The sequence below is a fragment of the Streptomyces sp. NBC_01384 genome (assembly GCF_045040035.1).
Classification (GTDB): domain Bacteria; phylum Actinomycetota; class Actinomycetes; order Streptomycetales; family Streptomycetaceae; genus Streptomyces.
On the sequence record NZ_CP109559.1, the window covers coordinates 5335041 to 5356570 of the forward strand.

Below are 21530 nucleotides of genomic sequence, written 5' to 3' on the forward strand. Positions count from 1 at the left end.
AGATTCCACGATCACCTGGGCCCCGAGTGACGACGAACCGTGAGGAACGACCACCGTCGGGGCCCCTTTCTCCACTTGGGGATCGCATGCGCATTCGCGCCACCGTGGCCGCCGTCTCCGGCGCCCTCGCTCTCTCCGCCTTCGCCGTGCCCGCCGCCCACGCGGCCACGGCGCCCAACGTCACCTTCTCCAACATGAAGGTGAACAAGGCCAAGGCGATTGTCGTCGGCACCGTGAAGACCGGCGTCACGGTCACCTACACCCTGACGCACCCCGCCACTGTCGGCATCGGCCCCGACAAGCTCGGCACCGGCCCGATCTTCTACCGCGGCTCCTCGCTGACGGAGCAGACCGCGGCCTTCGGCAGTGACGAACCGGGGACCTGCACGGCCGCTTCGACGACCGTGGCCAACTGCACGGCGACCATGTACTTCCGTCCCACCGTCGTCGACGAGATCGCGAACGCCGACGCCGGAACCTGGAACGTGGGCGGTGTCGCGGTCACGGCCGACGCCGCCGTCAAGTGGCAGGGCGGGCTCGGCACCACCAAGCTCCAGCGCGCCTCCAAGCTGACCGTCAACGCCACCCCGGAGCCGGTCAAGAAGGGCAAGACCATCACGGTCACCGGTGCCCTGACCCGCGCCGACTGGCAGACCGGCAAGTACGCCGGTTACGTCGGTCAGCCGGTGAAGCTGCAGTTCAAGAAGAAGGGCGCCACCAGCTACACCACGGTCAAGACGATCATGACGACCACTGGTGGCGCGCTGAAGACGACGGTCACCGCGTCCGTCGACGGCACCTTCCGCTACTCCTTCGCGGGCACCACGACCACCCCGGCCGTCAGCGCCACGGGTGACTACGTCGACGTGCAGTAGGTCCCCCGGCCGACATGACGAAGGCCGGTGCCGCCCAGCCAGGGCGGCACCGGCCTTCGTGCTCGGTCCTTACATCCCTCGCATCGGTCGGCTTCGACGTCGAGGAAGTACTCGTAGCGGTCCAGCTCGAGGCCGATGCCGGTCAGGCGCCGGAACTCGGCGGCGTGAATGTCCTCCGGCGGGTACACGTCGGTCAGCCCGGCAGGCGGGATGCCGAGCAGCTTCGACACCCGTGACTTGTCCGCGGTCTTCGTCCGGACTCCGGTTTCCGGGTCGTACTCCCCGGGCTCGGGCCCGGCGCGCACGGGCATGTTCAGGGTGACGTTGCAACGGCGACGGCAAGGGCGGACCGGCCATGAGCCGGACCATGTGGCCGGCCCCGTAGGACCGCCTCACGCGGGAAAGCGGCGGTCGACCCACTTCCACAGGAACTCCAGGGTGGCCGCCGCCACCACCGAGATGCCCACCGCGATCCACGGCATCTCCACGCCCACCAGCTTCAGGGCGAAGAAGTGCTGGAGCCACGGCACGACCAGCACCAGCAGGAACGCCAGTCCCATCGAGGCGACCAGGGCGATGCGCCACCAGGTGTACGGCCGGGCGATGATCGCCAGCACCCACATGGAGATCAGGAACAGCGTCAGCGTCGCGGCACTGGTCTCCGCGTCCAACTCGCCCGGCCCCGTGTAGTGGTGACGGGCCACCAGGTAGGTGACGAAGGTGGCGACGGCCGCGACCACGCCCCCGGGGATCGAGTACCGCATGACCCGCCGTACGAAGTGCGGTTTCGCCCGCTCCGTGTTGGGGGCGAGGGCGAGGAAGAACGCCGGGATGCCGATCGTCAGGGTGGACAGCAGGGTCAGGTGCCGGGGCAGGAAGGGGTATTCGACCCGCCAGCACACCACCAGGATGGCCAGCAGCACCGAGTAGACCGTCTTCACGAGGAAGAGCGACGCGACGCGCGTGATGTTGCCGATGACCCGGCGGCCCTCCGCGACCACCGAGGGCAGCGTCGAGAAGCTGTTGTTGAGCAGCACGATCTGGGCCACCGCCCGGGTCGCCTCCGAGCCCGACCCCATGGCCACGCCGATGTCGGCGTCCTTCAGAGCGAGTACGTCGTTCACGCCGTCGCCCGTCATCGCCACCGTGTGACCGCGCGACTGCAGCGCGCCCACCATGTCGCGCTTCTGCTGCGGGGTGACCCGGCCGAACACCGTCCCCTTGTCCAGCGACTTCGCCAGCTCCTCCTTCTCGTCGGGGAGGTGGCGCGCGTCCACGACCCCGCCGCTCAGACCGAGCTTGCCGGCCACCGCGCCGACCGAGACCGCGTTGTCGCCGGAGATGACCTTCGCCTTGACGTTCTGCTCGGCGAAGTAGCGCAGGGTGTCCGCCGCGTCCGGGCGCAGCCGCTGCTCCAGGACCACCAGGGCGGTGGGACGCGCGCCCTCCTTCACCTCGGGGTCGTCGAGGTCCTTCGCGGCCTTGGCGAGCAGCAGCACCCGCAGCCCGTCCTCGTTCAGCCGCTCGGTCTCGGCGAGCGCCGGGTCCCCGGCGGGCAGCAGGACGTCGGGGGCGCCGAGCAGCCACGTACTGCTCTCGCCGTTGCCCTCGCTGAACGACGCCCCGCTGTACTTGCGGGCCGAGGAGAACGGCAGTGACTCGGTGCAGCGCCACTCCTCACTGTCCGGGTAGGAGTTGATGATGGCCTGGAGGGAGGCGTTCGGCCGCGGGTCCGACTCACCGAGCGCGCCGAGGGCCGTCCGTACATACGACTCGTCGGCGCCCTGGAGCGGCCGCAGCTCGGTGACGTCCATGCCGCCCTCGGTGAGGGTGCCGGTCTTGTCGAGACAGACGGTGTCGATCCGGGCGAGGCCCTCGATCGCCGGAAGTTCCTGCACGAGGCACTGTTTCCGGCCAAGCCGGATGACGCCGATCGCGAAGGCCACGGAGGTGAGGAGAACCAGCCCCTCGGGGACCATCGGCACGATCCCGCCGACCGTCCGCGCGATGGAGTCCTTGAAGCCGTGCTGCTTGACCACGAGCTGGCTGATGACCAGGCCGATCGCGGTCGGGATCATCATCCACGTCACGTACTTGAGGATCGTGGAGATACCGCTGCGCAGCTCGGAGTGGACCAGCGTGAACCGTGACGCCTCCTCGGCGAGCTGCGCCGCGTACGCCTCCCGCCCCACCTTCGTCGCCGTGAACGCGCCGCCGCCCGCGACCACGAAGCTGCCCGACATGACCTTGTCACCGGGATGCTTGACCACCGGGTCCGCCTCACCGGTGAGCAGCGACTCGTCGATCTCCAGGCCGTCGGCCTCCACGCACGCGCCGTCCACGACGATCTTGTCCCCGGGCCCGATCTCCATCAGGTCCCCGAGCACGATCTCCGACGTACTGACCTCGCCGGCCACCCCGTCCCTGCGCACCGTCGGCTTCGCCTCGCCGATCACCGCGAGCGAGTCCAGGGTCTGCTTGGCCCGCCACTCCTGGATGATGCCGATCCCGGTGTTGGCGATGATCACGTAGCCGAACAGGCTGTCCTGGAACGGCGCCACGAACAGCATGATCAGCCAGAGCACACCGATGATCGCGTTGAACCGGGTGAAGACGTTGGCGCGGACGATCTCGCCCATGGAGCGGCTGCTGCGCACGGGGACGTCGTTGACCTCGCCGCGCGCGACCCGGTCGGCCACTTCGGCGGCGGACAGCCCCAGCGCCCGCGCGGGGGCGGGCAGGGGCACGGGGTGAACAGGGTCGAGTTCGGCGCCCGCGTCGATGTGCGTCATGCATTCGACGGTACGTGCGGAAATAGGGCTTCACCTGCCGAGTGCCCCAAAGATCCGACCAGGGGAGGACGGGGGCGGCGGCGAGTGATGCCGTGGTTGCAGGGGGAGCTGGTCACTCCGCAGGAGCGGCCGGTTACTCCGCAGTGGTGGACGAGGACCGCTGCGCGTCCGCGGCGGCCCGTTTGAGGGCGGCGTCACGCCCCCGGACGTACCAGATGCCGATCAGGCCGAGGCCCGCTCCGGCCAGGCAGGTCCACAGCCACCACAGGTGCCCGTGGGCGTCGAACCAGCCGTAGAACGGCAGCTGCACGAGGAAGAGGACGAACCAGAGGATCGTGCCGCCCGTGATGGTGGCGACGACGGGCCCCTCCAGGGGCTCCGGCGCCTCGTGCTTGGGGGTCCACTTCGCCATGGGCACAGCTTACGAGGCCGTGCGTCCGGCTTCGCCCGACCCTGCGCGCGGCCTTGTATACCAACGGTCTACGCGCGGAGATAGCGATTTCGAACTCATATGTTCATACTGAAACGGTCTGAGTCTGGCTCTTTCTGTTCGTACGAAACACCAACAGAAACATCTGAGAAACCTGTTGGTGATCGCGTAACAGCCAGACTCGATCATGTTTCCCCAGCCCGGCGCCGTCCCGCCCGGCGCCAGTCCTGGCCCGCAAGGCCCCGCACGTATGAGGTCACCCATGTCCACCTCGGCCACCACCAAGGCCCCCGCCGCCCCGGAGCAGCCGGGACCCAACCCCGCGCAGGGCGCGCTGGACCGCTACTTCAAGATCTCCGAGCGGGGCTCCAGCATCCCGCGCGAGATCCGCGGCGGTTTCGCCACCTTCTTCGCGATGGCCTACATCATCGTGCTGAACCCGATCATCCTGGGCAGCGCGAAGGACATGTACGGGCACCACCTGGACAACGGCCAGCTGGTCACCGCGACCGCCCTCACCGCGGCCTTCACCACGCTGCTCATGGGTGTCATCGGCAATGTGCCGATCGCGCTGGCCGCGGGCCTCGGCGTGAACACGGTCGTCGCGCTCCAGCTCGCCCCCCGGATGACCTGGCCGGACGCCATGGGCATGGTGGTACTGGCCGGCTTCGTCGTGATGCTGCTGGTCGCCACCGGTCTGCGCGAGCGGGTCATGAACGCCGTGCCGCTGGGTCTGCGCAAGGGCATCGCGATCGGTATCGGCCTGTTCATCATGCTGATCGGCCTGGTCGACTCGGGCTTCGTCACGCGCATCCCTGACGTCGCCCAGACCACGGTCCCGCTCCAGCTCGGCGGCGACGGTCACCTCAACGGCTGGCCCGTCCTGATCTTCATCCTGGGCACGCTGCTCACCCTCGCGCTGATGGTGCGCAAGGTGCCGGGCGCGATCCTCATCTCGATCGTCACGATGACGGTCGTCGCGGTGATCGTCAACGCCGTCGCGACGATCCCGTCCTGGGGTCTGACCACCCCGAAGTGGCCCGGCAACCCGGTCTCCACCCCGGACTTCGGGCTGGTCGGCAAGGTCAGCCTCTTCGGCGGCTTCGGCAAGGTCGGTGTGCTGACCGGCGTCCTCTTCGTCTTCACCGTGCTGCTGTCGTGCTTCTTCGACGCGATGGGCACGATCATGGGCATCAGCGACGAGGCCAAGCTGACCGACGCGCAGGGCAACATGCCCGGCATCAACAAGGTCCTGTTCGTCGACGGCATCGCCGTCGCCGCGGGCGGCGTTACCTCCTCCTCGGCCACCACCTGCTTCGTCGAGTCCACGGCGGGCGTCGGCGAGGGCGCCCGCACCGGCTTCGCGAACGTCGTCACCGGCGCGCTCTTCGCCGTGGCGCTCTTCCTCACCCCCGTCGCCACGATGGTCCCGTCCCAGGCCGCCACCCCCGCGCTCCTCGCGGTCGGCTTCCTGATCATGTCCCACTCGATCAAGGAGATCGACTGGGCGGACTACACGATCGCCATCCCGGCCTTCGTGACGATGATGATGATGCCGTTCACCTACTCGATCACGAACGGCATCGGGATGGGCTTCATCACCTTCGTGGTGCTGCGCCTGGCCGCCGGTCGCGGCCGCGAGATCCCGGTCGCGATGTATGTCGTATCCGCCGTGTTCGGTTTCTACTACGCCATGCCTGCGCTGGGGCTTACGTAGATCGCTGAGTCAGACCTCCGCTTCCTTCCTGACGACGTAGGCATATCCGTCGGACCGCTGGAGGAGGCGGAGGTTTTTGTAGGAGGTGTACAGGCGTCCGTGTTGGGTGGTGACGGTATGGCTTCCCGTCGCGCGCACCACGACGCGTCCTGTCCATGTGCCCCTCCGCTTTTTGGTGGACACGGTGGCCCGTACAAGATCGCCGGTCTGGAAGCCGTAGTGCCGCTTGGTGCGGGTGAGCTTCAACCGAGGAAACCCGTACTTGTCGGGTCGGGTGCGAGCGTATGAACCGCGGCCGGTGGCTTTCATGACGAGCACCTGGTTGGGGATGCGCACAATGGCGTCTCCCTGTTCATGGTCGAGAGAACCAACGGCAAGAGCGTCGAGGGTGTGGGTCTTTGGAAGACCCATGGCGGTGCGGTTCCACTTCGTTCGGCCGCCCGACCAGCAGTACACGGGAGCCCCGTGGGTCTTGAGTGCTTCGGCGAGTTGCCTGTTGGTGGCGTTCATGGCGGCGGAATCCCGCAGCGTGGTCTTGGCCTGACCGAGGATCTTGGCCAGACGTCGGGAATCGTCGGAGAGGAAGACCTCGATCCGGTCGGATCCTTTGGCCTGGTTGCAAGGAACGCAGGCGAGGGTGAGGTTCGAGATGCGGTCACTGCCGCCGCGACTTCGGGGCTGGATGTGGTCGATGTTCAGCGGTACCCCGGTGGCGCCGCAATAGGCGCAAGTGCGGTTCCACTTGGCGAGTAGGTATTCGCGGACTTCAGTACCGGCGAGAGTGCCGCGCTGATACTCCGCCGCGTTGAGTTCTCGTCCTGCGCTCATGGCGTGAACGTCGAACGAAACCCGCTCCAGATGGACATCTCTCACCGGCGCGAAGCGACGTAGCCGGTCGACCGTGGCCACGGTGGTGTCGATGCGGTGCCGCAGGGACGGGGCCAGCCACCCTAACGGGCGGGTTCGGTTGTCGAAACGTGGTGCCCGGTAGCGGAGGTTGTCGGAGCGACGCCTGCGCCGATACCCCGAGCGCTGCTTGAGTGCCTTGCTGATCTGCTGTCCGCGGTGCTGGAGCTCGACGCTGACCAGTCCCCGCCGGACGCTGACGCAGTTGCCGTGCTGGTCGAGTTTCTTCTTCTCGTCTGTGATGGCGATGCCCGTGGCCCTTGAGCCCGGATCGATCCTCACCTGTACACCCTCGACCTCCGACTGCTCCCGGGTACGGTCCTTGAGACGGATGGTGAACGGACTGTGGCGGGCCACCACCGCCCTGCCCTCGCCAAGCAGTGCGCGTGCCCGAGCGGGATGGCAGGGCATCAGAGGTGAGCCGTTCTTGGCGAGGACGAAGACTCGTCCGTCCCCCGTGTTTCCGCGGTTGGTGCTGCTCTTGACGGGAACGTCATCGTTCCTGGTCTCTCCTGAGGCCTCGGCCGTAGCCGGAGCAACAGGGTGACGCCACTGGCGGCGGGTGCCGCTGCCAGAGATCTCCCCTCGCTCATGTTCCATGTCGGTGCCCTGCGCGGCGCCGGGGTGTCCGTGGGCCGTTTCGTCCCTGCTCTCAGGGGTGTCTGCTCCCACGGATTCCAGAGCCCGCCGCTGAGGAAGCACGGCGGGGTGGGTCTTCTCACCTGCATGAAACGTAGTCATCCATGGCACCTCCATTCGCGGATGACTTGAGCTGGTCAACCTGGCCCTCCGATTCCATGACGGACGGGGCCTGGCCATAGCGGCCAGGGAGCGATTGACCTACTACCTGATGCCTTGGTCGTGCCGACCAGAAGCGTTACGCAAGCTTGTAGAACTTCTCCGTCTCCTCGACGGCGGTCTGGAACCGCTCGTCGAAGTCGTCCCGGACAAGAGTCCGGACCACATAGTCCTGGACGCTCATTCCCCTTTTCGCCGCATGGTCCCGGAGCCGTTCGAGCAGCTCCCCGTCTATCCGCAGGCTGAGCACACTGGTCCCCATGGGGTCGAGGGTCGCCGGACCACGGCGGGGAATGGGTCACTTTCTGGATGCGACTCACTCATATGAGTGATGTGAAGCTTCAGTGGCCCGTGTCACGGGCATCCCGCGGCTCTTTAGCGAGAGTAATGAGTTACCCTAAAGACATGGCTGAACTCACCCATGGCGACGACGCTGCCGCCGTGAACGCCCTGCGCTCCGCAGTGATGCGGTTGTCGCGTCGACTCAAGCACCAGCGGGTCGACGAGTCGCTGAGCCCGACCGAGATGTCGGTGCTCGGCACCCTCGCCCGCTGTGGCACCGCCACGCCCGGCGAGCTCGCCCGCAAGGAGCATGTGCAGCCGCCCTCGATGACCCGCATCGTCGCGCTGCTCGAAGCCAAGGGCCTGGTCGGACTGGAGCCGCATCCCGAGGACCGGCGCCAGAAGGTCGTCACGCAGACCGACAAGGCCGAGGCGATGCTCGAGGAGAGCCGCCGCAAGCGGAACGCGTTCCTGGCCGGTCTGGTCGAGGCCCTCGACGAGGACGAATGGGCGAAGGTCCGCGAGGCCGCCCCGGTCCTCGAGAAGCTCGCACAGCTGTGACACGGGCCCTCGCAGGGCCCACCGGGCCCACCGGGCGCGCACGCGGCAGGCGCAGCTTCGGCGCGGGCGCCGCGTGGCGGTCGCACCCGCGCACGGCCGGCCGCCGGGCGTGCGCCGGTCGCGGCGTCCCCTGCATCGCGAGGGGCACGCCGTGACGGCCGTGCGCACTGTCCGGCACACATCGCCGTGCCGGAACCTCACCGTGGCAGACGCGGCGCCGCCCGCGTGCCAAGACGTCCATCGCTAGGAGGCGAACTCTTTTGAGTACGGGACCCGGAATAACTTCCGCCCCCGGACCGGCCACCCACGACTCCCCGCCCACCACCGAGCCCACCATCCCTGAGGGTTCCTCCCGCTCCTCGATGTTCAGCTCGCTGAAGATCCGGAACTACCGCCTGTTTTTCATCGGCCAGGTCGTCTCCAACACCGGCACCTGGATGGCGCGCATCGCCCAGGACTGGCTGGTGCTGAGCCTCACCGGCTCCTCCGCCGCGGTCGGCATCACCACCGCGCTGCAGTTCCTGCCGATGCTGCTCTTCGGGCTGTACGGCGGTGTTCTCGTCGACCGCCTCCCCAAGCGCCCCACGCTTCTGGTGACCCAGACGGCGATGGCCCTCACGGTCCTCGCGCTCGCCTTCCTGACCCTCTCCGGCCACGTCCAGGTCTGGCACGTCTACCTGGCGGCCTTCGCCGTCGGCCTCGCCACGGTCGTCGACAACCCGGCCCGGCAGTCCTTCGTCTCCGAGATGGTCGGCCCGGAGCAGCTGCAGAACGCGGTCAGCCTCAACTCCGCCAACTTCCAGTCCGCCCGCCTGGTCGGCCCCGCCGTCGCGGGCGTGCTGATCACCGGCGTCGGTACCGGCTGGGCGTTCCTCTTCAACGGCCTGTCCTTCGTGGCCCCCATCGCCGGCCTGCTGCTGATGCGCACCCGTGACCTGCACATGGTCGAGCGGGCACCGCGCGGCAAAGGTCAGCTCCGTGAGGGCCTGCGTTACGTGGCCGGCCGCCCCGACCTGATCTGGCCGATCGTCCTCGTCGGCTTCATCGGCACCTTCGGCTTCAACTTCCCGGTCTGGCTCTCGGCGTACGCGGACGACGTCTTCCACGCGGGCGCCGGCGCGTACAGCCTCTTCAACACGCTGATGGCGGTCGGCTCGGTGGCCGGCGCGCTGCTCGCCGCCCGCCGCGGCACGGCCCGGCTGCGCATCCTGATCGCGGCGGCCATGGCCTTCGGCATCCTGGAAGTGGTCGCGGCCGCGGCTCCGTCCCTCTGGCTCTTCGCCCTCCTCATGCCCCCGATAGGGATCTTCGGCCTGACGGTCAACGTCACCGCGAACACCGCGGTCCAGATGGGCACCGACCCCGCCATGCGCGGCCGCGTGATGGCGCTGTTCATGATGGTCTTCATGGGCGGTACGCCGCTGGGGGCGCCCCTGGTCGGCTGGGTCACCGACGCCTACGGTCCGCGCGTCGGCTTCGCCCTCGGCGGTCTGGTCTCGGCCGCCGCCGCGACCACGATCGGCCTGGTCCTGGCCCGCGTCGGCGGCCTGCGTATGTCGGTGGGCTGGCACCACGGCCATCCCCGGGTCAGCCTCGTACCGAGAGCACAGAGGGAACAGAAGGAGCAGCTGGTCACGGTGGCGTGAGGACGGCACGCCCGCGCGGGCGCGCACCCGTGTTCCGTGTTCATCGTCCGTGACGATGGCTCGGTGATCCATTCCCTGGAAGGGTGACGTGCATGAGACTCTTTGCGGCCGTGCTGCCGCCGGAGGGTGCGGTACGTGAACTCGGCACGGTGGTGGACGAGTTGCACCGCCTGCCCGGCGCGGACGGCCTGCGCTGGACGGGCCGTCCCGGCTGGCACTTCACGCTGGCGTTCTACGGCGAGGTCGAGGAGGACGTGGTCCCGGCCCTGTCGGAGCGGCTGGCGCGCGCGGCCCACCGCACGCCCCCCTTCCCGCTCGCCCTCCACGGCGGCGGCCACTTCGGCGGCCGGGCGCTGTGGGTCGGGGTGTCGGGAGGCGTCCGTACGCTGCGGCTGCTGGCCGACCGGGCGGAGGCGGCGGCGCGGAAGGCGGGCGTCGAGATGGGCGAGCACCGCCGCTACCGCGCCCACCTGACGGTGGCCCGCAGCCGCGAGACGGCGGACTTCTCCCCGTACGTCGCCGCCCTGAACGCCTTCGCCGGGCGGGACTGGACGGCCGGGGAACTGTGTCTCGTACGCAGCAATCTGCCGAGGTCGGGAGTACCGGGGGAGCAGCCGCGCTACGAGACGGTGGCGCGGTGGCCGTTGGACGGGGCGGGCGACTGAAGGCGGCCGGGGGCGGCCGGTTAACCTCGATGGCGTGAACCCGAAGACCCGAAACCAAATCATGGCCGGTGTGCTCGTGCTGATGTTCGTCGTGGTGGCGCTGGCGGCGGCGGTCAAGTAGTCGACCGCCACCGCCGTCGCGCTCCGCCGGGGTGAGACGGACCGCTGCGGTGGCTCGTTTTCTGCGGGCCGTTCGTGGCTGGTCGCGCCCACGCGGCGGAGCCGCATACGTCCGCAGCTTCGCGCCCCTACGGGGCCCTTCGCTGCCGCCCTACCAGGCGAAGGCCTCCGGGGACGGCCCCGGGCCCGGGAAGATCTCGTCCAGGCCGGTCAGGAGCTCCTCGCTCAGCTCCAGCTCGACCGCGCGCAGGGCGGAGTCGAGCTGTTCGGCGGTGCGCGGGCCGACGATGGGGCCGGTGACGCCGGGACGGGTCAGCAGCCAGGCCAGGGCTGCCTCGCCGGGCTCGATCCCGTGCTTGTCGAGCAGATCCTCGTACGACTGGATCTGCGCGCGGATGGTGGTGTTGGCGAGGGAGTCGGCGGCCCGGCCGCTCGCCCTGCGCCCGCCCTCGACCTCCTTCTTGATGACCCCGCCGAGCAGTCCGCCGTTCAGCGGCGACCAGGGGATGACCCCGAGCCCGTACTCCCGCGCGGCCGGGATGACCTCCATCTCGGCGCGCCGCTCGGCGAGGTTGTAGAGGCACTGTTCGCTGACGAGACCGATGGTGCCGTGGCGCCGGGAGGCGATCTCGTTGGCCTGGGCGATCTTGTAGCCGGGGAAGTTGGAGGACCCCACGTAGAGGATCTTCCCCTGCTGCACCAGTACGTCGATGGCCTGCCAGATCTCCTCGAAGGGAGTGCGGCGGTCGACGTGGTGGAACTGGTAGACGTCGATGTAGTCGGTCTGGAGCCGCTTGAGGGAGGCGTCCACGGCCCGTCGGATGTTGAGGGCCGACAGCTTGTCGTGGTTGGGCCAGGCATCGCCGTCGGCGGCCATGTTCCCGTACACCTTGGTGGCGAGCACGACCTTGTCGCGCCGCTCGCCGCCCTTCGCGAACCAGTTGCCGATGATCGATTCGGTACGGCCCTTGTTCTCGCCCCAGCCGTACACGTTCGCGGTGTCGAAGTAGTTGATTCCTGCGTCCAGCGCCGCGTCCATGATGGCGTGGCTGTCGGCCTCGTCGGTCTGCGGACCGAAGTTCATGGTGCCGAGGACGAGTCGGCTGACCTTGAGTCCCGTGCGTCCGAGCTGCGTGTACTTCATGACTCCCTAGCCAACGGGGTGGAGTGCGCTCTAGGCAAGGGAGGTGCTCCGTGTGGCGGGTCAGTCGCGGGGGAACTCTTCGGTTTGGAGGGTGAGGCCGACCACGGTGGTGGCGAGGTCCACAGGGTCACCGAAGACGATCTTCGCCTCGACTGTGTAGTCGCCGCGCTTGGGCTCGGTGAAGAGGTGACACCTGCCCTGGTAGGGGTCGGCGATGAGGTAGACAGGGACTTCGGCGAGGGCGTACGTGAGCTTCTTGGGGCCGTAGTCGTTGGCGGCGGTGTCCTTGGAGATCACCTCGGCCACGAACTCGACGTCCTGGTAGCGCCAACGGCCCTTGCTGTCCTTCACCGATCGATCGGCCATCGCGGCCACGTCGCAGGCGAAACCATTCAGGTGTCCGGGGAAGTCGATGCGTACGTCCGACGCCAGCCGCTTGCGCGGGTACTTGCCACGCAGTTGCTCCACGATGTCGAGGATGATCTCCCAGTGGTGCTGCCGCTGCGGTGACATGAAGATGTTCCCCCCGACGATCTCGACCTTCGTTCCCTCGGGGATGGGCATCTTCTCGAGACACTCGAACATGACGTCCAGAGTCAGTTCGCCGCTTTCCTCGGCCATCTCGATCCTGTCTTCAAGGACGGTCATCGTGGCGCTCCTCCCCGGCCGCAACCCGGTCGAGTGCAGCCGCGCGGTACAACGATACGCACGGTGACCTGGTTACGTGCCTGGTCGAGGCCGTCCAGCGCCGCAGGCAGCCCCACGCTCGACATCTTCCGTCGGACGTCACCCTTCGGCCCCCCCGGCGCTGAGCCCCGAAGTCAGGCCGCGAGGGAGGCCTCGATCGCTCGGGCACCCTTCTCGAGCGCCAGCTTGACCTGCTCGGGGTCCATCCCGTTGACCGAGATGATCTCCACGTCCTCGATCCCGACGAAGGCGAGCGCGCTGCGAATGTAGGGAGCGTGGAAGTCCATCGTGGCGAAGGCGGGGTTGTCGAAGTCGCTGCCGGAGGCACGGAGCACGATGACCTTCTTGCCGGTGAGCAACCCGCGCGGGCCGTCGGTGCCGTAGGAGAAGGTCCGCCCGGCCATGAAGATCTGGTCGATCCACGCCTTGAAGACGGCCGGGACGCTGAAGTTGTAGACCGGCACACCGAGCACCAGGACGTCCGCCGCTTCGACCTCAAGGATCAGGGCCTCGGACGCGGACACCGCCGCTCGGCTGCCCTCGTTGTGGTGCTCCGGCGGGGCGAAGACCCCGGTGATCCAGTCCTCACTCACCAAGGCGGGAACCTCCGACGCCAGGTCACGGTAGGTGACCGTGCCCTCGGGGTTCTCGCTCTGCCAGGCGGCGACGTACTGGGCGGACAACTGACGGCTCAGTGATCCCTCGCTGCGTGCGCTGGAGTCGATGTGGAGCAGGTGAGACATGACGTTTCCGTTTCTCGGCAAGGGCCTGCGGGCCCGGTGACAAGCGCGGCGCGGACCGCCGTGCGACACCGACCCTACTAGTTCTGGATTAAACATTCAAGAATGGTTACGCATATGGGCCGGACACGCAGAGCGATACTTGATTATTCAATCCACAACGAATACCATGCGGACGTGGCACGCACTCGGGAGTTCGACATCGATCAAGCTGTCGAGCGGGCGATGGAGGTCTTCTGGCATCAGGGCTACACCGCGACGTCGCTGTCCGACCTCACGTCGGCGCTCGGCATAGGCAGCGGAAGCCTGTACGCCGCGTTCGGCTCCAAGGAGGAGCTCTACGCCCGTGCCCTGGAGCGGTACACCTCTCACAACGCCGCCGACCTGGTGGCGCGGTTGGAGTCGGCCGACGCGGTGCGCCCGGCGCTGCGCGCCGTCCTCACCGCCATGGTCGAAGCGGATCTGTGTGATCCGGACCAGGGCTGCATGCTGGTCAACGCCGCCACGGAACGCGCCGACGATCCGCGCACGAGCGAACAGGTTTCCGCGACCTTGCGGCTCGTCGAATCGACCATCGCCGGCGCGCTGGAACGGGCCAAAGCCCGCGGTGAACTCTCGGCGGACAAGAATCCCGTCGAACTTGCCCGCCTGTTGACCACGTTCATCCAGGGACTGCGCGTGATGGGGAAGGCCCGAGCCGGACGGGAGTTCCTCGAATCGGCCATCACGGCGGCCATGCGCAGCCTGGACTAGCCAGGGACTGTCCTAGGTTGTGATCGGCGGGCTCGCGGAAGGCTGCCCGACGGTCGCCCTCGCCGGTCGGACGGTCGCCCTCGCCGGTCAGGCCGTCGCCCTCGCCGGTCAGGCCGTCGGCGTCGCCGGTCAGGGGGAGTAGGGCTCGCCCAGGTCCCAGGCCTGGTACATCGCCTCCGCGAAGGCCTCCGCGATCTTGTGTTCGCCGTTCGCGTTCGGGTGGGTTCCGTCGTACGTGTCGAGGTGGATGTCGTAGGCGGGGGGCGGGGAAGCGAGGAGGGCCGGGGAGCGGGGCTCGTCCAGGTCGGCCACCGCCTTCTCCAGGAGCTCGTTGAAGGCGGCGACCTCGGTGGCGAAGGGGACGTCGGACTCCGCGCGGACGTTCGGTATCACCGGGAGGAGGACCATGTGGATGCGCGGGTTCGCCGCGCGGGCCTGAGCGATGAAGGTGCGGGCGTTCGCCGCCGTCTGTTCGGCGTTCGTGTAGAAGCCCAGGTCGATCAGGCCGAGGGAGACCAGGAGGATGTCCGCGCGCTGGGTGCGGACCGCCTCGCCGATCAGCGGGACCATGTGCTGCCAGCCCTCGCCCCAGCCCGCGAGGTGGGCGCGGGGGAAGTCCGGGTCCGCGTACTCGTGCGAGTCGGGGGACTCCGTCGCCTTGTCGTACAGCGTCTCGCGCGGGCCGACGATCCGGAACGGTCCCCCGTACGTCGCGCGCAGGTGCTGCCACATTCGGTAACGCCACGTGTGTTCGCCCGCGCTTCCGATCGTCATGGAGTCGCCGACGGGCATGAACCTGAGCATCCGCTCATCATGGATGATCGGATGGGCGATCAATACGGGTCGTATGGGCCGTGCGGTGTGAGGATGGACACGCCGGGGTCGGTGTTTCCCCGTAGGCGCGTCCGGGCTCCGGCGCGCCGGGATGGCAGGCTTGGCCCATGCGCCGATCGCCCTCGTTCCTCGCCGGAGCCGCCTCCGCCGCTGCCACTGCCGTCCTCGTGCTCGCGTTGTCGGCGCCGGCCCTCGCCGAGAGCGGGGACGGGGGGTTCACCATCAAGGATCCCCGGATCACCGAGTCCAGTGGGCTCGCCGCCTCGCACCTCCACCCCGGCATCTACTGGACCCACAACGACAGCGGCGACGGGCCGTACCTCTACGCCGTCGACAGCAGGACCGGCGAGACCGTCGCCACCGTCACCATGAGCGGGGTGGGTGCGCCGCGTGACGTCGAGGCGATCTCCCTCGGGCCCGACGGTGACCTCTACGCCGGCGACATCGGCGACAACCTCGGCGGCAAGTGGTCGTACGTGTGGATCTACAAGCTGCCCGAGCCCAAGGTGCTCAAGGACCAGACGATCCGCGCCACGCAGTACGTCGTGAAGTACGCGGACGGGCCCCGCAACGCCGAGGCGCTCATGGTCCATCCGAAGACCGGGCGGGTCTACATCGCCGACAAGAACGAGGACGGCGGCCACCTGTACGAGGGTCCCGCCCAGCTCTCCACGTCGGGCACCAACATCTTCCGGTCCGTCGCCCCCATCGATCTCTGGGTCACCGACGGCGCCTTCTCGCCCGACGGCAAGCAACTGGTCGTACGCGGGTACTTCGGCGGGATCGCGTACGCCTGGAACGACGGGAAGATCAAGCGGCAGGCGCGGCTGAACGTGCCCCTGCAGAGGCAGGGCGAGTCCGTCACGTACACCCCTGACGGGTCCAAGCTGCTGTACGGGAGCGAGGGCAAGGACAGCCCGGTCCAGCCCGGCTCCGTGCCGGGCGGGGGTTCGAGCTCCAAGTCGCCGTCCGGGGGCGGGAGTTCGGCGTCGGCGGACGGGGGCGGCAGTGGGGGCATGAGCTCGGGTGCCAAGGTGGGGGCGCTGGCCGTTGCCGCTGTTCTGGTGGTCGGGTTCGGGATGAAGCGGTTGCTGCGTAAGTCGTAGGGGGTGCGGGATGCGGGGTGCGGTGGAGTTCGGGTCCGCGGGCCGGTGGGGGCTTGTCGCACAGTTCCCCGTGCCCCTGACGGGGCGCGCCCACCGCATCCGGCGTTCGCGTGAATGCCGTACGACATCCTTGACTTGCTGATGGTATGTCAGTTCCCATAGGGGTACGCGGTGCATGGGAGCGCTCCCATCCGTTCCGGGGCCGCGCCTCCCCGAGAGGAACCCGCACATGTTCCGCAGTTTGCGAAGAGCGCTGTGTGCTGTCGCCGCCGGGCTTCTGTTGCCCCTGGCGGGCGTCCACGCGGCGCACGCCGCCTCGGCGGCCGCTCCCGGCGCAGGGTACTGGCACACCAGTGGCCGTCAGATCCTCGACGCGGCGGGGCAGCCCGTCCGCATCGCCGGGATCAACTGGTTCGGCTTCGAGACCGGGAACTACGTCGTTCACGGACTCTGGTCCCGCGACTACAAGAGCATGATCGACCAGATGAAGTCGCTGGGCTACAACACCATCCGGCTCCCGTACAGCGACGACCTCTTCAAGGGCGCCGGTGCCGTGCCCAACAGCATCGACTTCTCCAGCGGCAAGAACGCCGACCTGCAGGGGCTGAACTCATTGCAGGTCATGGACAAGATCGTGGCGTACGCCGGTCAGGACGGCCTCAAGGTCATCCTCGACCGGCACCGGCCGGACGCGGGCGGGCAGTCCGCGCTCTGGTACACCTCCGCCGTCCCCGAGTCGACGTGGATCGCCGACCTGAAGGCCCTGGCGGCGCGTTACGCGGGGCAGAACACCGTCATCGGCATCGATCTGCACAACGAGCCGCACGATCCGGCCTGTTGGGGCTGCGGGGACACGGCTACGGACTGGCGGCTCGCGGCGCAACGGGCCGGGAACGCCGTTCTGTCCGTGAACCCGGACCTGCTGATTTTCGTGGAGGGCGTGCAGACGTATGCGGGTGTCTCCGGGTGGTGGGGCGGCAATCTGATGGGCGCCGGGCAGTATCCGGTGCAGTTGAGCGTCGCCAACCGGGTCGTGTACTCCGCGCACGACTACGCGACCAGCGTGGCCCAGCAGAGCTGGTTCACTGATCCGTCCTTCCCCGACAACATGCCAGGCGTGTGGGACAAGTACTGGGGCTATCTGTTCAAGCAGAACATCGCGCCGGTGTGGGTCGGTGAATTCGGTACGACACTCCAGTCGACCGTGGATCAGAAGTGGCTGGCCGCGCTCGTCTCCTACCTGCGGCCGACGGCCACCTACGGCGCCGACAGCATCTCCTGGACCTTCTGGTCGTGGAACCCCAACTCCGGTGACACGGGCGGGATTCTGAAGGACGACTGGGTGACTGTGGACGCGGTGAAGGACGCGTATCTGGCGAGCGTCAAGGCGCCCGGGTTTCCGAGCACCGGTGGGGGGAGCGGTGGTGGCGGGGGCGGCGGCAGTACGGGCGCCTGTGCCGCCACGTACACCGTGAGCAGTGACTGGGGCAGTGGCTTCAACGCCGATGTGACGGTGACCAATACGGGGACGGCCGCGATCAAGTCCTGGAAGGTGAGCTGGACGTGGGGCGGGTCGCAGCAGGTCACGAGCATGTGGAACGCGAGCTACACGCAGAGCGGAGCCACGGTCACCGCCTCCAACGCTGATCACAACGGGAGTGTGGCGGTCGGCGGTTCGGTGAGCTTCGGGTTCGGGGGAGCGCCGGGGGGTGGGGCCGTGCCGAGCGTGAGCTGTACGGCGGCGTGAGAAGAAGGCGCCCGGCGATCGCTGGATCGCCGGGCGCCTCGCGAGTTTGTGCGGAGGTCAGCCCTGGTGGGTGAGGTGACTGAACGCGCCGGCCTGCGCCCCGGTGACGAATGCCTGCCATCCGTTGCGGGTGAAGGAGAGCAGCGGTCCGTTCTGCTTCTTGCTGTCGCGTACGGCACGACCGCCCCCGGCGGTGGCGGCAACCTCTACGCAGTTGCCCTCCTGCCCGGAATACGACGACTTCCGGAAGGGGCCTATGGGCTCGGTCACGATGCGTCTTCCTTACTGCTCCGCAGTACGCGCCGGATGAGTCTTGCGCTCGCCTCCGGCGTCAGTGCTGACGATCGTAGTAGGTCGAACGCGTTGGCGTAAGCCGCGAGATCTTCCGCGCCCTCAAGGACCGACGTACCCCTCAGGTTCTCCAGTGTCACCGCCTCGACAGTCGGTTCCGAATCGAAACTGAAGGAGGAGAACGCGGAAGTCGAGCCTGTCGCTCCCGCTGTGAACGGCAGTACCTGTACGGTCACATGCGGCCTTCTCCCCACCTCAAGGATCGCGGACAGCTGTTCCCGGTGAATCTCGACGCTCACCAAGGGGTGCACGATCGCCGCTTCCCAGAGGATGGCGGTGTACGCGGTTCCGCCTTCGTCGATCTTGGCCTGTCGACCCTCCCGCGCTTTCACCAAATGGGTGACGCGTTCAGGGGCAACGTAGTTGGGGCCCGTCGTGATGATCGCTTCCGCGTAGGCCGGGGTTTGCAGGAGGCCGGGGAACAACACCGGCTGCCATTCCCGGATGTAGGTGGCGTCGTCCTCCAGCGCGATGTGATCGAGGTAGTCGGGCCGTAGGTGCTCGGCGTGTTCGAGCCACCAGCCGCGGTGATTGCTGTTCTTCGCGAGCCATACAAGGTGCTCGCGTTCCGTCTCGTCGTGGACGCCGTACCTGTCCAGGAGCAGGAGGACTTCCGCGGGTTTGGCTGTGGTGATGCCGTCTTCCATGCGGCTGATCTTGGAGCGTGAGCCGTAGATGAAGACCGCTGCCTGTGCCTGATCGAAACCGGCCTTGACCCTGTGGCGCTGCATCTTGCGGCCGAACCGCCTACTCCGCACAGTCGGCTTCCCACCTGCGGGCATCTGGCCGCCTCCCTCTCTCGACCCCTCAGTCTGCCAAATCCGACCGTTTGTTGGGGCCCCGCAGAGCCGGGTCACTCGATAGTGGTCTCTTGTGCACGTGTGCATGGGATTCGATTGCAGGAGTGGGGAATCCAGGCCTAGCCTCATTGGCATGCGCCGCTGCTACACGGCGTGAACTTGACTATGTGTCAGGGGGAACTGCCCATATGCCCATCGCAGTTGCGTCACAGCCGCGCCGGGAGACCTTCCACGTGCTGAAGCGCGGGAGACACGTTCCGGAAGCCCGGGCGCGGGTCCGGAAGATCCTTGCGGACTGGGGCGTAGGCGACGAACTCGCCGCTGATGTCGCCGCCGTGACCACCGAGTATGTGACCAATGCCGTGCGGCACTGCCGAGTGTCGTTCGCCCGGATCGAGGTGTCTCTCTCTGTCCGGGACGCTCATCTGCTGGTCGAGGTGTCCGATCCCGACAGAACGAGGATTCCCGAACTCCGTGCTTGCGGGGATCAGGAAGAGGGTGGGCGAGGGCTGGTCGTCGTGGCGGCTCTGGCGGAGAACTGGGGGTGCGATCTGCGCCGGTTCGCCAAGTGCGTGTGGGCCACGTTCCCGGTACCCGAGGCGTGCTCCTCAACGGCGCTGCAGACCAGGGAGCCATGACATGCAGAACACTGTTCTGTGGGCAGGCGTCCTGTACTGCGTGTTGCTGCCGCTTCGGCCGCGCAGACGGGGCGGAGAAGGCAGACGCGCCGCGCCGCCGGACCCGCGCGACCTCGCCCGGCCCGTACGAGCCCCGGACCCGTATGTGCTGCGCCTGCCGCACCCGAGGGACGCACGCCGGCTCCGCTGGTTCGAACGCGCCCGCGCCACCGGCCGACCCATGTCACACCCCGGCGAAGATACCTGCTGGCAACGGGAGTTGGGCGTTTGCGGCGACGACGTTGTCCGGCCGTATGTGCGGCAGGCCATAGGGGAGACGTGGCGCCCAGGTGGTGGGGAGTTACCCGATGAGTGAGATGAGCGAGGAGATCGTGCACGCATCTGTTGCGCAGGAGGAGCCGGAATGGCTTGCATGGCTCGATCATGTGAAGTCCTGCACCGCTGAATGCCGGTGCCACGGCAAGGACTGCGCGACGGCAGCCGAGCTGCGGACGGCGCTGCGCCAGGCGCGCGTTCGGGCCGACCGTGACAGGTCCCGATGACTGCCGACGCTGTGGGTGAATCCGGTCGGCTGTGCCCGCTCCACCGCACAGCTACCGGAAACCGTGAACACTTTCCTCCAAAGTGTTCACGGTTTCCGAGGAGGGTGTCCCAGGCGGCGGACTCGCCGACCCCGTTCTCGTACGGGTGACGGTTACAGCTTCTCGATCACGTAGTCGACGCACTTCGTCAGCGCCTCGACGTCCGCCGGGTCGATCGCCGGGAACATCGCGATACGGAGCTGGTTGCGGCCGAGCTTGCGGTAGGGCTCGGTGTCGACGATGCCGTTGGCGCGCAGCACCTTGGCGACGGCGGCTGCGTCGACCTCGTCCGTGAAGTCGATCGTGCCGATGACCTGCGAGCGCTTGGCCGGGTCGGCGACGAAGGGGCTCGCGTACTTGCTGTCCTCGGCCCAGGTGTACAGGCGGGTCGAGGAGTCCTTCGTGCGGGCCGTGGACCAGCTCAGGCCGCCCTGGCCGTTGATCCACTCCAGCTGCTCGTTGAGGAGGAAGAGGGTGGCGAGGGCCGGGGTGTTGTACGTCTGGTTCTTGCGGGAGTTGTCGATCGCCGTGGGGAGCGAGAAGAACTCCGGCACGTGGCGGCCGCTCGCGTGGATGCGCTCGGCGCGCTCGATGGCGGCCGGGGAGAAGACGCCGATCCACAGGCCGCCGTCGGAGGCGAAGGACTTCTGCGGGGCGAAGTAGTAGACGTCGGACTCGGCGATGTCGACCGGGAGGCCGCCGGCGCCGGAGGTGGCGTCCACCAGCACGAGCGAACCCTCGTCGGCGCCGTTGACGCGCTTGATGGGGGCGGCGACACCGGTGGAGGTCTCGTTGTGGGTGAAGGCGTAGACGTCGACGCCCGCCTCGGCCGCCGGCTCGGGATGCGTGCCGGGGTCGGAGGCGATGACGGTGGGTTCGGCCAGCCAGGGGGCGAGCTTCGCGGCCTTCGCGAACTTCGACGAGAACTCGCCGAAGTTCAGGTGCTGCGACTTGTTCTCGATCAGGCCGTGGGTCGCGATGTCCCAGAAGGCGGTGGAGCCGCCGTTGCCGAGGATGACCTCGTAGCCGTCGGGGAGCGAGAAGAGCTCGCGCACGCCCTCGCGCACCTTGCCGACCAGGTTCTTGACCGGGGCCTGGCGGTGGGACGTACCGAGCAGGGAGCTGCCGGTCGCGGCCAGCGCGTCCAGCGCCTCCGTGCGCACCTTGGAGGGGCCCGCGCCGAAACGTCCGTCGGCGGGCTTGATGTCAGCGGGAATCTGGATATCAGCCACGGAGGGAGCGTATCGGTTGTGCGAAACGTGGCGGACACATCGTCCGGCGGGTGAGACGGGATGGAGCGGGGTGCGGTGGGGTTCTTCGCCCCCCCCCGCCACCCCGCTCCATGGGGCGGAGCCCG

Annotated in this window: 23 protein-coding genes; 11 read left to right on the forward strand and 12 right to left on the reverse strand. The window is 68.1% G+C overall.

Annotation, left to right across the window (positions count from 1 at the left end):
- Positions 1-86 precede the first annotated feature (86 nt).
- The gene (locus OG747_RS24655) at positions 87-875 is read left to right on the forward strand and encodes a hypothetical protein (RefSeq protein WP_405881511.1); all 789 of its coding nucleotides are present in this window, start codon (positions 87-89) and stop codon (positions 873-875) included.
- Here the strand turns inward: OG747_RS24655 and OG747_RS24660 are convergent.
- The 3 genes from OG747_RS24660 to OG747_RS24670 form a co-directional block, all read right to left on the reverse strand.
- Positions 857-1186: a hypothetical protein gene (locus OG747_RS24660; protein WP_405881513.1), complete on the reverse strand. Its 330-nt coding sequence runs from the start codon at positions 1184-1186 to the stop codon at positions 857-859. The two genes, OG747_RS24655 and OG747_RS24660, sit on opposite strands and share 19 nt — an antisense overlap.
- Before the next feature lie 81 nt (positions 1187-1267).
- Entirely contained in the window at positions 1268-3667 is a 2400-nt protein-coding gene (locus OG747_RS24665) for a cation-translocating P-type ATPase (RefSeq protein ID WP_405881514.1), read from the reverse strand.
- A 133-nt stretch (positions 3668-3800) separates the two neighbouring features.
- Entirely contained in the window at positions 3801-4079 is a 279-nt protein-coding gene (locus OG747_RS24670; protein ID WP_405881516.1) for a DUF2530 domain-containing protein, read from the reverse strand.
- A gap of 280 nt (positions 4080-4359) precedes the next feature.
- Between OG747_RS24670 and OG747_RS24675 the strand changes: the two genes are divergently transcribed.
- Entirely contained in the window at positions 4360-5814 is a 1455-nt protein-coding gene (locus OG747_RS24675) for an NCS2 family permease (protein WP_405881517.1), read from the forward strand.
- Positions 5815-5823: 9 nt separating this feature from the next.
- Here OG747_RS24675 and iscB read toward each other — a convergent pair whose 3' ends face one another.
- Together iscB and OG747_RS24685 are read right to left on the reverse strand one after the other, a co-directional pair.
- A complete protein-coding gene (gene iscB / locus OG747_RS24680; protein WP_405881518.1) occupies positions 5824-7461 on the reverse strand; it encodes an RNA-guided endonuclease IscB in 1638 nt (545 codons plus the stop codon).
- Positions 7462-7597: 136 nt separating this feature from the next.
- Entirely contained in the window at positions 7598-7780 is a 183-nt protein-coding gene (locus tag OG747_RS24685; protein ID WP_405881519.1) for a ribbon-helix-helix protein, CopG family, read from the reverse strand.
- A gap of 143 nt (positions 7781-7923) precedes the next feature.
- Between OG747_RS24685 and OG747_RS24690 the strand changes: the two genes are divergently transcribed.
- The 3 genes from OG747_RS24690 (at position 7924) to thpR (ending at position 10672) form a co-directional block, all read left to right on the forward strand.
- On the forward strand, positions 7924-8361 hold the full coding sequence (locus OG747_RS24690) for a MarR family winged helix-turn-helix transcriptional regulator (RefSeq protein WP_405881520.1): 438 nt from the start codon (positions 7924-7926) through the stop codon (positions 8359-8361).
- A 362-nt stretch (positions 8362-8723) separates the two neighbouring features.
- Positions 8724-10007: an MFS transporter gene (locus OG747_RS24695; RefSeq protein WP_405881521.1), complete on the forward strand. Its 1284-nt coding sequence runs from the start codon at positions 8724-8726 to the stop codon at positions 10005-10007.
- 92 nt (positions 10008-10099) lie between these two features.
- On the forward strand, positions 10100-10672 hold the full coding sequence (gene thpR / locus OG747_RS24700) for an RNA 2',3'-cyclic phosphodiesterase (RefSeq protein WP_405881522.1): 573 nt from the start codon (positions 10100-10102) through the stop codon (positions 10670-10672).
- A 271-nt stretch (positions 10673-10943) separates the two neighbouring features.
- Here thpR and OG747_RS24705 read toward each other — a convergent pair whose 3' ends face one another.
- From OG747_RS24705 to OG747_RS24715, 3 genes are all read right to left on the reverse strand, one after another.
- Positions 10944-11936 (reverse strand): aldo/keto reductase, encoded by a 993-nt coding sequence (locus OG747_RS24705; RefSeq protein WP_405881523.1) that lies wholly within the window; start codon positions 11934-11936, stop codon positions 10944-10946.
- A gap of 60 nt (positions 11937-11996) precedes the next feature.
- The gene (locus OG747_RS24710; protein WP_405881524.1) at positions 11997-12584 is read right to left on the reverse strand and encodes a Uma2 family endonuclease; all 588 of its coding nucleotides are present in this window, start codon (positions 12582-12584) and stop codon (positions 11997-11999) included.
- Positions 12585-12757: 173 nt separating this feature from the next.
- Positions 12758-13366, reverse strand: a complete 609-nt coding sequence (locus OG747_RS24715) for an FMN-dependent NADH-azoreductase (RefSeq protein WP_405881526.1) — start codon at positions 13364-13366, stop codon at positions 12758-12760.
- A 174-nt stretch (positions 13367-13540) separates the two neighbouring features.
- Here OG747_RS24715 and OG747_RS24720 point away from each other — a divergent pair, with 174 nt between their 5' ends.
- Positions 13541-14116, forward strand: a complete 576-nt coding sequence (locus OG747_RS24720; protein WP_405881527.1) for a TetR/AcrR family transcriptional regulator — start codon at positions 13541-13543, stop codon at positions 14114-14116.
- Positions 14117-14135: 19 nt separating this feature from the next.
- Positions 14136-14258, forward strand: a complete 123-nt coding sequence (locus tag OG747_RS24725) for a hypothetical protein (protein ID WP_405881528.1) — start codon at positions 14136-14138, stop codon at positions 14256-14258.
- Here the strand turns inward: OG747_RS24725 and OG747_RS24730 are convergent.
- Entirely contained in the window at positions 14246-14920 is a 675-nt protein-coding gene (locus tag OG747_RS24730; protein ID WP_405881529.1) for an SGNH/GDSL hydrolase family protein, read from the reverse strand. The genes OG747_RS24725 and OG747_RS24730 overlap by 13 nt on opposite strands.
- A gap of 137 nt (positions 14921-15057) precedes the next feature.
- Here OG747_RS24730 and OG747_RS24735 point away from each other — a divergent pair, with 137 nt between their 5' ends.
- The gene (locus OG747_RS24735) at positions 15058-16056 is read left to right on the forward strand and encodes a WD40 repeat domain-containing protein (RefSeq protein ID WP_405881530.1); all 999 of its coding nucleotides are present in this window, start codon (positions 15058-15060) and stop codon (positions 16054-16056) included.
- A 229-nt stretch (positions 16057-16285) separates the two neighbouring features.
- Positions 16286-17803 carry a cellulase family glycosylhydrolase gene (locus tag OG747_RS24740; protein WP_405881531.1) on the forward strand — a complete coding sequence of 506 codons (1518 nt, stop codon included), beginning with the start codon at positions 16286-16288 and terminating at the stop codon, positions 17801-17803.
- 57 nt (positions 17804-17860) lie between these two features.
- Here the strand turns inward: OG747_RS24740 and OG747_RS24745 are convergent, their stop codons facing one another.
- The gene (locus tag OG747_RS24745) at positions 17861-18073 is read right to left on the reverse strand and encodes a DUF397 domain-containing protein (RefSeq protein WP_405881532.1); all 213 of its coding nucleotides are present in this window, start codon (positions 18071-18073) and stop codon (positions 17861-17863) included.
- Positions 18070-18936: a helix-turn-helix domain-containing protein gene (locus OG747_RS24750; protein ID WP_405881534.1), complete on the reverse strand. Its 867-nt coding sequence runs from the start codon at positions 18934-18936 to the stop codon at positions 18070-18072. Before OG747_RS24750 ends, OG747_RS24745 begins: the two co-directional genes overlap by 4 nt.
- 206 nt (positions 18937-19142) lie before the next feature.
- On the opposite strand from OG747_RS24750, the gene OG747_RS24755 reads away from it, so the two are divergent.
- Positions 19143-19592 (forward strand): ATP-binding protein, encoded by a 450-nt coding sequence (locus OG747_RS24755; protein WP_405881535.1) that lies wholly within the window; start codon positions 19143-19145, stop codon positions 19590-19592.
- 356 nt (positions 19593-19948) lie between these two features.
- Positions 19949-20134 (forward strand): hypothetical protein, encoded by a 186-nt coding sequence (locus tag OG747_RS24760; RefSeq protein WP_405881536.1) that lies wholly within the window; start codon positions 19949-19951, stop codon positions 20132-20134.
- Positions 20135-20286: 152 nt separating this feature from the next.
- Here OG747_RS24760 and serC read toward each other — a convergent pair whose 3' ends face one another.
- Positions 20287-21405 (reverse strand): phosphoserine transaminase, encoded by a 1119-nt coding sequence (serC, locus tag OG747_RS24765; RefSeq protein WP_405881537.1) that lies wholly within the window; start codon positions 21403-21405, stop codon positions 20287-20289.
- Positions 21406-21530 lie beyond the last annotated feature (125 nt).